The organism is Methylobacterium indicum (assembly GCF_001043895.1).
Taxonomy (GTDB): Bacteria; Pseudomonadota; Alphaproteobacteria; order Rhizobiales; family Beijerinckiaceae; genus Methylobacterium; species Methylobacterium indicum.
In genome coordinates, this window is the sequence record NZ_JTHF01000351.1 from 1 (window position 1) to 8412 (window position 8412).

The 8412-nt window shown below is 72.2% G+C and carries 7 protein-coding genes; 3 read left to right on the forward strand and 4 right to left on the reverse strand.

Annotation, left to right across the window (positions count from 1 at the left end):
* The first annotated feature begins 349 nt into the window (after positions 1–349).
* Together QR78_RS29710 and QR78_RS29715 are read left to right on the forward strand one after the other, a co-directional pair.
* Complete coding sequence (locus tag QR78_RS29710) at positions 350–1750, forward strand: FAD/NAD(P)-binding protein (RefSeq protein WP_048431229.1); 1401 nt, start codon at positions 350–352, stop codon at positions 1748–1750.
* Between the two features lie 341 nt (positions 1751–2091).
* Positions 2092–2589 (forward strand): Lrp/AsnC family transcriptional regulator, encoded by a 498-nt coding sequence (locus tag QR78_RS29715; RefSeq protein ID WP_280137074.1) that lies wholly within the window; start codon positions 2092–2094, stop codon positions 2587–2589.
* Between the two features lie 119 nt (positions 2590–2708).
* Here QR78_RS29715 and QR78_RS29720 read toward each other — a convergent pair whose 3' ends face one another.
* From QR78_RS29720 to QR78_RS29735, 4 genes are all read right to left on the reverse strand, one after another.
* Complete coding sequence (locus QR78_RS29720; RefSeq protein ID WP_048431230.1) at positions 2709–3563, reverse strand: GNAT family N-acetyltransferase; 855 nt, start codon at positions 3561–3563, stop codon at positions 2709–2711.
* Positions 3564–3639: 76 nt separating this feature from the next.
* The gene (locus QR78_RS29725; RefSeq protein WP_048431231.1) at positions 3640–5100 is read right to left on the reverse strand and encodes an NAD-dependent succinate-semialdehyde dehydrogenase; all 1461 of its coding nucleotides are present in this window, start codon (positions 5098–5100) and stop codon (positions 3640–3642) included.
* Between the two features lie 278 nt (positions 5101–5378).
* Positions 5379–6095: a cupin domain-containing protein gene (locus QR78_RS29730; RefSeq protein WP_048431232.1), complete on the reverse strand. Its 717-nt coding sequence runs from the start codon at positions 6093–6095 to the stop codon at positions 5379–5381.
* A 14-nt stretch (positions 6096–6109) separates the two neighbouring features.
* Complete coding sequence (locus QR78_RS29735) at positions 6110–6778, reverse strand: haloacid dehalogenase type II (RefSeq protein ID WP_048431233.1); 669 nt, start codon at positions 6776–6778, stop codon at positions 6110–6112.
* A 384-nt stretch (positions 6779–7162) separates the two neighbouring features.
* On the opposite strand from QR78_RS29735, the gene QR78_RS29740 reads away from it, so the two are divergent.
* The gene (locus QR78_RS29740; protein ID WP_244276566.1) at positions 7163–8125 is read left to right on the forward strand and encodes a 2-hydroxyacid dehydrogenase; all 963 of its coding nucleotides are present in this window, start codon (positions 7163–7165) and stop codon (positions 8123–8125) included.
* The last annotated feature ends 287 nt before the right edge of the window (positions 8126–8412 follow it).

The following is an 8412-nucleotide window of genomic DNA, read 5'->3' on the forward strand; positions in this document are numbered from 1 at the left end:
CCAGAGGCTCGATCCTGACCTACCGAGAAACGAAAAGCAGCGCCGGGTTGCCCTGGCCCTTACTTACCCGTCTCTAAGGAGGTTCGTCGGGGCGGGCCGTTCGGCCCGGCGCCCCGTCGGTGAGCGGCTGTCTAAGGCGAGCCGGCTCACCTGTCAACTCGGGCGAGCCGACGAGCGTGGCCCGCGCCCGCGCTGCCCCAACCACCCCGCGGACACGCGAGCGTCGCTTTGGTTCCACCGATCGGGCGCAATCCCGCGGATGCCGCGCGTCGCCGACGCGGACGATCGAGAAGACCTGAGCCCCCGCATCTCCTACAATGTCGGCAGACAGGCAGGAGACCGACGGCGAATGCGCAACGCCCTTCCGCCCATCGCGGTGATCGGGGCCGGGTTCAGCGGAACCATGGCCGCCCTTCACCTGAGCCGTCTGATGCCGGCGCGCCCGGTCCTGCTCTGTGAGAAGTCGGGCGCTTTCGCCCGCGGCCTCGCCTACGCGACGGGGTGCACCGATCATCTGCTGAACGTGCGCGCCACCAACATGAGCGCCTTCCCGGACCGGCCCGACCATTTCTCCCTCTGGCTCGAGAGCTGCCCGCTCGACGGAATCGCCTGGACGCGGTCGACGCCGGCCGGCCTGTTCGCGGCCCGCGGCCTCTATGGGCGTTACCTCACCGAATTGCTGCTCGCGGCTCTCGCCGAGCCGGGCTCGGCGCCGCACCTGATGCTGGAGAACGACGAGGTCGTCGACCTCGCACCAGAAGAGGAGGGGTTCTGCCTCACGCTGGCGGCGGGGCGCCGCCGCCACGTGGCGGGCGCGATCCTGGCCTGCGGCAACCTGCGGGCCCCGGGCGGTCCGGGGAGCCGATACGCGGTCGATCCGTGGGATGGGGCACCCCTCGACGACCTGCGGCCGGACCTGCCACTGCTCATCATCGGCACCGGGCTGACCATGGTCGATGCGGTCGCGGCCCTGCGCCAGCGCGGGTTCGGCGGTCCGATCCTGGCGGCGTCGCGCCGCGGCTTGCTGCCTCAGGTCCACGCGCCGACCGCCCCGTGGCCGGCGCCGGACATACCCGCGGCGGCACGGCGCTCGCTCGTGGCGCTCCTGCGCTGCGTGCGGGAGGAGGTCGGCCGGGCGGCGGCAGCCGGAACCGACTGGCGCAGCGTGATCGATTCCCTGCGCGGCGCCAGCATCGGGCTGTGGCGTGGCCTGCCGCTCGCCGAGCAAAGCCGATTCCTGCGCCATCTGCGCGCCTTCTGGGACGTGCATCGTCACCGCATGGCGCCGCCCGCCGCCGAGATCGTCGCACGCGAGCGGGCCACCGGCGGGCTGACCGTGCTCCGGGCCCGGGTAATCGGCATCGAGGACCAGGCGGGATATGCCCGAGTCACGCTGCGCGAGCGCGGCGCGGCCGCGCCGCGGGTCGTCGAGGTTCAGCGGATCATCGATGCCTCGGGAGTCGGGCGCGTCGCCGACACCGACGACCTGCTCCTGCGCCGTCTGCTGGCCAGGGGCCTGATCCGCCCGGACGCGCTCGGCCTCGGCCTTGCGGTCGCCGACGATCTCGCGGTCCTCGACCAGCGCGGCGACGCCGGCCGGCCTTTGTGGACGCTCGGGCCGCTGTTGCGCGGCACGCTTTGGGAATGCACGGCGGTGCCCGACATCCGCGGCCAGGCGGCGGAGCTCGCCCGCACGGTAACGGCACGGCTGCAGGAGAATGCGGCCGGCCCGGCGCGGGAGACGGCGTGATCGCGCGTGACAAGCTTGAGGGACTTCAAGTACTTGCCGAATACGACGGCGGCACCGGCGGTGGTTCCATAACCTACCTTATGCGAATCGGATGGCGGGGCCGGGATCGGTCCGGGTAACGAATCCCCTTCCGCGACGGACAGCCGTCGCGAACGGCGCGTCGCGCGCGGACTCTCTTCCCCGCATCGCGACCCGGGGTCATGACAACGCCCGAGGAGTCTGACATGGTAGCATGCCCTCGGCCAGAGGCGCCGCATGATCCTGTCTCGCGCCCGCCGTCGCGACCTCGGCGTCCTCCCCGGCGAGACCGCTCCGCGGGGCCGGAATCGGGAAGTCCCTTCGTGAACCAGCAGACGACCAGGCTCGACCGGATCGACATGAAGATCCTGATCGAGCTGCAGAGGAACGGTCGCATGACCAACGTGACCCTGGCCGAGGCCGTCGGCCTGTCGGCGAGCCCGTGCCTGCTCAGGGTCAAGCGCATGGAGCAGGCCGGCTACATCACCGGCTATGGCGCCCACATCGCCCTGCCGAAGCTCGGCGAGACCGTGACGGTGTTCACCGAGATCACGCTGAACGGCCATACGCCGGAATATTTTCAGCGCTTCGAGCAGGCCCTGCGCAAGGTCGAGGAGGCGATGGAAGGCCACCTGGTCAGCGGCGGCTACGACTACTTGGTGAAGTTCGTCACCCGCGGCCTGTCGCACTACCAGGACGTGATCGAGGCGCTGCTCGAGCGCAACGTTGGGATCGCCAAGTATTTCAGCTACATCGTGCTGCGCACGCCGATCGTGAAGACCGAGCTGCCGCTCGCCACGCTGTTCGGCGAGGAGCGCTGACGCGGGCGCGCTGCCGGATGAGGGCGAGGCCCGACCGGGGGCCGATCGGGTGTCGCTCGCGGTTTTCGGTCGTGCAGCGTTCTCCGACGAACCGGCACCCTCCTGGTCGGAAACGTACTCTAGCCGAGGGCCTGGTTGGTGATGGTGAAGACCTTGGCCGGGCCGGTCTTTGGCGGCGTGCCGCGGGTCATTTGCACCACCCGGTCGACGTTGCCGAGGCCGCTGGCCTCCGCGAAGGCGACGAGCGGCCCGTCGCGCTCCGGCGTGTCGAGGCGCAGGAACTGGCCCGCATGGGCGCGAACGTGCGGGCTCGCCAGCGCCACCGCCTGGTCGGCGTCGCCAGCGACGAGCGGGCCGACGACGTGGCCGCGGCCGAAGGGCCGGCAGACCGAGAAGCCGGCGATCCGGCCCCCCTCCTCCAGGACGTAGGTCCGCCCGACCCGACGCAAAGCTCCCAGCATCCGGCTCCGGTCGCCGCCGGAGGCCTCGCGGTCGAGGGCGACGATCGCCGGCCAGTCGTCGTCCTGTGCCGCACGCACCCGGTCGTCGGAGACCGAGGCGGTCGCATCGGCCGTGCCCTGGTACTGCGCGATGGTGCAGGTGGCCCGGAACCCTTCGGATTCATAGAGACGCTGCCCGGCGGCCGTCGCGACGAGGCGGATGGTGCGCCCGCCCGCGGCGGAAAAGATCTCCCGCATCATCCGCCGGCCGGTGCCCTTGGCCTGCATCCGCGGCGAGACGATTACCATGCCGATCGTCGCCAGCGCCTCGCCGAAGGGCCACCACATCGCCGAGCCCATCACCCGGCCGGCATCGTCGCAGGCGACGACGCCGTGGCCGAGCTCCAGCACCAGGCGCCAGTCATCCGGCCGGTGCGGCCAGCGCACCTCGACCGAGAGACCGTGCACCGCCTCGATGTCGGCCTCGGTCATGGGGCGGATCGTCGTCAGGGCGATCGTGGCCGAGTTCGTCATCGGGGCTCTCCGTGCTGCGGGCCGGTCAAACAGAGGGGCGCCCCGGTTCGTACCGGAGCGCCCATGGTGGCGACGGTCAGAGACCGCCCATGTGGAGCGACTTCAGCTCCAGGTACTCGTCGATGCCGTAGGCCGAACCCTCGCGGCCGAGCCCCGACTGCTTGACGCCGCCGAAGGGCGCCGCCTCCATCGAGACCGTGCCGGTATTGAGCCCGACCATACCGAATTCCAGCGCCTCGCCGACCCGCCAGGCCCGGCGGATGTCCGAGGTGAAGAAATAGGAGGCGAGGCCGAACGGCGTCGCGTTGGCGATGGCGATGGCGTCCTCCTCGCGGGAGAAGCGCATCAGCGGCGCGAGCGGCCCGAAGGTTTCCTCGACGGCGAGCCGCATCCCGGTCTCGGCCCCGGTCAGCACCAGCGGCGGCACGAAGCGGCCGCGCACGGCGTCCGGATCGCCGGCGACCAGCCGGGCGCCGCGGGCGAGCGCGTCGTCGAGATGGGCCACGACCTTGGCGGCGGCGGCGTCGTTGATCAGCGGGCCGAGATGGACGCCCGGCTCGAAGCCGTTGCCGAGCCGGAGCGCACCCGCGGCCTCGGCGAGGCGGGCGACGAAGCGGTCATGGATGCCGTCCTGGACGAGGATGCGGTTGGCGCAGACGCAGGTCTGGCCGGCATTGCGGAACTTCGAGGCCATCACGCCGGTGACCGCGAGGTCGAGGTCGGCGTCGTCGAACACGATGAACGGCGCGTTGCCGCCGAGCTCGAGGCTGAGCCGCTTGATGGTCGGCGCCGACTGCGCCATCAGCAGCCGCCCCACCCCGGTCGAGCCGGTGAAGGACAGCTTGCGCACGGTCTCGCTGCCGGTCATCTCGGCGCCGATCGGGGCGGCCTGGCCGGTGACGACGCTGAACACGCCCTTCGGCACCCCGGCCCGCTCGGCCAGGACCGCGAGCGCGAGGGCCGAGAACGGCGTCAGATCGGCGGGCTTGACCACGATCGGGCAGCCGGCGGCGAAGGCCGGCGCCACCTTGCGGGTGATCATCGCGATCGGAAAATTCCACGGCGTGATCGCCGCGCAGACGCCGACCGGCTCCTTGAGCACCAGCACCCGGCGGTCGCCGACCGGCGCGGTGAAGACGTCGCCGGTGATGCGGCGGGCCTCTTCCGCGAACCACTTCACGAAGCTCGCGCCGTAGGCGACCTCGCCCCGGGCCTCCGCCAGCGGCTTGCCCTGCTCGGCGGTCATGATCGCCGCGAGGTCCTCGGCATGGTCGAGGATCAGGGCGTTCCAGCGCTCCAGGATCGCGGCGCGCTCGGCCGGCGCGGTGCGGCGCCAGGCCGGGAAGGCCGCCTCGGCGGCGGCGATCGCCGCGCGGGTCTCGGCCGCGCCGCAATCCGGCACCGTGCCGAGGGTCTCGCCCGTCGCGGGGTCGGAGACCGGCAGGGTGCCGCCGGATTCGGCGTCGCGCCATTCGCCGGCGACGAAGGCCTGGAAGCGCAGGAGCGCGGGATCGCGCAGGCGGTCCTTGGTGAACATGACGGTCTCTCCAAAGCAGGTTTTGGTCGCGGGCGGGAGCCGGTCCGCCTGCCCGCTCGGACCGCGATCGCCACGCTCCTGGGGCGCCGGCTCGCCGCAAAGGCCCGGCGGCCGGCAGATCCGAGCCGGTCTCGATGCGGTCGCCGACGACGGGGTCGCTCGGGACGCGGATCCCGGCGGGATCGGGGGACGCGTGTCGCGATCCGGCCTGCGGGGCTTTCCACCCGCGAGCCCGGTCGGGAGGCCCCGGGCGGCGCGCAGGGCCGCCCGGGTGCGGGTCAGGCCGGCCGGTGGATGGCGTAGACCTTGGCGACGTCCTCGCGGCTCTCCCACGAGCAGGAGGCGCCGGCCTCGACGAGGAAGATGTCGCCCTTCGCGAAGGTGGCGGTGCGGCCGGCCTCGTCGACGAAGGTCACCGAGCCGGCGAGCAGGTGCATCAGCTCGTGGTGGCGGTAGCGCATCGGCCGGCGGTGATAGGGAGTCGAGTCCCACACCCCGCACAGGTAGGTGCCGTCCGCCGAGGTGAAGTCGGTGTGGTTGCGGCAGGACGGGGTCTCGCCGACGAGAAGGTCCGCCGCCGGCGGGTTCGAGCGGACGAGGTCCGCCTCGCGGTCGATCCGCACCGGGCCGCGCCCGGTCCCCTCCTGGGCCGCATAAGCCATCACCACGACCCGCGCGCCGTCCGCGCTGGACCAGGAGAAGCCGGCGCCCATCGGCAGCACGAGGCTGTCGTCGTTGCCGTAGGTCTCGGTCGCGCCGTCGGCACCCGTGATCGCGAGGTCGCCCGCGACGACGATGGCGAAGGTGTCGGCAGGCACGGCGGTGACCGCGCCGGTCCCGGCCGGCACGGTGACGGCGGCGAGCCGCAAGCGCGGATCGCCGAGGGGCATGGCGTGGCCGCCCGCGAGCCAGTCCCCGCCGGAGGCCGGGACGGCGTCCCGCGCGAAGACCCTGAGGTCGTGGAAGCTGCGCACGGTCGCGGCGGGAGCGGGCATCGGAGAGGTCGCGCTCACAGGCCGAGCAGCCCCGGCAGGCCACGGATGTCCTTGATCTCGTGGTAGCCGTAATAGGGGTTCGCCGGCTCGTGGCCGCGGTTGACGAAGACCTTGTTGGTGATCCGCATGTCGTGCGCGGTCATCAGGTCGTAGCGGAAGCTCGAGGAGCAGTGCAGCACGTCCTCGGGGCCGCACCCGAGCTGGTCGAGCATGTACTCGAAGGCCTGCATCCGCGGCTTGTAGGCCTGGGCCTCCTCGGCGGTGTAGGCGGCATGGAACGGGGCGCCGAGCTTGGCGACCGAGTGCGGGATCAGGTCCTTCATCGAGTTCGACAGGATGACCAGCGGGAATTCCTTGGCGACCTTCGCCAGGCCCTCGACCGTATCCGGGTGCGGGCCCCAGGTCGGCACGGCGGCGTAGACCGCATCGGCGTCGCTGTCGCGATACTCCACGCCGTTGCGCTTGCAGGTGCGGGTCAGCGCGTTAGCGACCACGTCCTTGTAGGGCTTCCACGCGCCCAGCACCTCGTCGAGGCGGTAGGCGGAAAAGTCCTCCACGAAGGCGTCCATCCGCTCGGCCGGTACCCGGTCGGCATAGAGCCGGCGGGCGACGGGCGCCATCTCGAAGTAGATCAGCGTGCCGTAGCAGTCGAAGGTGATGTACTTGGGCGCGAGGCGGGCCATCGGGGTCTCCCTGCGGTGTTCAACCGTGGGGCAACCCTACGGCCCGCCGGCGACCGCAGGACGCCGTTGTGCCGGCCCCGGAGACCGCGATCCTGCGCTTTCGCCGCCGCCGCACGGCAGGTCCTGCCGGGGTCGCGGCGGCGCGCGGCGGGGAGGTTCCGCGCGGCAGCGTCCGGTGCCGGATCCCCGAGGCCGGGCCGGGGCACCCGCCTTCGGCAGCCTGTGCCGCCACGGCGCCGTCCGTCGCGGCGATGGTGCCGGCGGTCCGGTCCGGTTCGGTGTCTCCGTCCGGGCGGCGCTCGCTATCCTGCCGGCACCGGTCGCAGCGCCCCAGCACCGCCCCACGCCATCCATGCTGCGGCACCGCACGCTTCGAGGCCCGCCATGACCACGCCCGACACGATGCCGTCTGCCGAGACAACCCTCGTCGCCTACAAGTCGGACCCGGTCCGGGGCGCCGTCTGGCACGAGATCTTCTCCCGGGAGGCCCCAGATCTGCGTCTTGTCGACTGGGCGCCGGAGGGAGAGGCAGCGGACGCCCGCTTCCTGGTCGCCTGGACGCCGCCGGACGACTTGCCGCGGGCGATGCCGCGGCTCGAAGCCCTCTTTTGCATCGGGGCCGGAATCGACCACCTCCCCGTCGCCGCGCTGCCCCCCGCCGTGCAGGTCGTGCGGATGGTCGATCCGAACCTCACCGCGTCCATGGTCGAATACGTGGTCATGGCCGTGCTGGCGCTGCACCGCGACATGCCGTTCTACCGCAGCGAGCAGGCCGCCGGCCGCTGGACGCCGCGTCCGGTACGTCCGGCAGCGACGCGCCGGGTCGGCATCATGGGCCTCGGCGTCCTCGGCCAGGCGGCGGCGCGGGCGGTGGCCGGCTTCGGCTTCCCGGTCCGCGGCTGGAGCGCGACGCCCAAATCCCTCGACGGGATCGAGACTTTCGCGGGCGATGCCGCCCTCGGCGATTTTCTCGCCGGCACTGACATCCTGGTCTGCCTGCTGCCGCTCACCCCGGCGACGCGGGGCCTCCTCGACCGCCGCCTGTTCGATCGCCTGCCGGAGGGCGCCGGCCTCGTGAACAGCGGCCGCGGTGGCCACGTCGTCGAGGCGGACCTCCTCGCCGCCCTCGAGACCGGCCGGCTCGGCGCCGCCATCCTCGACGTCCTGGACAGGGAGCCGCCGTCCGCCGACCATCCGCTCCTGTCGCATCCGCGCGTGATGGTGACCCCGCACGTCGCGAGCGCTACCCAGCCCGAGGGCGCCGCCCGACAGGTGATCGCGGGTGTTCGCGCGCATCTGCGCGGCGAGCCGATCCCCCACGCGATCGATCGGCGGCAGGGATATTAGTGCAGGCCGCCGACCGAGGGGCGATCCCGATTGCTCGCCCGGCGACCCAGGTGAAGGGCATCACGGCAGCCCCCTGCCCCGGACCCGACCGGATCGGCGCCATCCCCCGATCGCGCCCGAGTTGACAGGTGAGCCGGCTCGCCTTAGACAGCCGCTCACCGACGGGGCGCCGGGCCGAACGGCCCGCCCCGACGAACCTCCTCAGAGACGGGTAAGCAAGGGCCAGGGCAACCCGGCGCTGCTTTTCGTTTCTCGGACGGTTGAGATCCGGCTTCGACCGGATCGGC

Excerpts from the sequence above, each read along its gene's own strand:
- QR78_RS29730 (WP_048431232.1), bottom strand. The coding sequence starts at position 6,095 with ATGCCCGCTCCCGCCGCGACCGTGCGCAGCTTCCACGACCTCAGGGTC.
- QR78_RS29735 (WP_048431233.1), bottom strand. The coding sequence starts at position 6,778 with ATGGCCCGCCTCGCGCCCAAGTACATCACCTTCGACTGCTACGGCACG.
- QR78_RS29725 (WP_048431231.1), bottom strand. The coding sequence starts at position 5,100 with ATGTTCACCAAGGACCGCCTGCGCGATCCCGCGCTCCTGCGCTTCCAG.
- QR78_RS29740 (WP_244276566.1), top strand. The coding sequence starts at position 7,163 with ATGACCACGCCCGACACGATGCCGTCTGCCGAGACAACCCTCGTCGCC.
- QR78_RS29720 (WP_048431230.1), bottom strand. The coding sequence starts at position 3,563 with ATGACGAACTCGGCCACGATCGCCCTGACGACGATCCGCCCCATGACC.
- QR78_RS29710 (WP_048431229.1), top strand. The coding sequence starts at position 350 with ATGCGCAACGCCCTTCCGCCCATCGCGGTGATCGGGGCCGGGTTCAGC.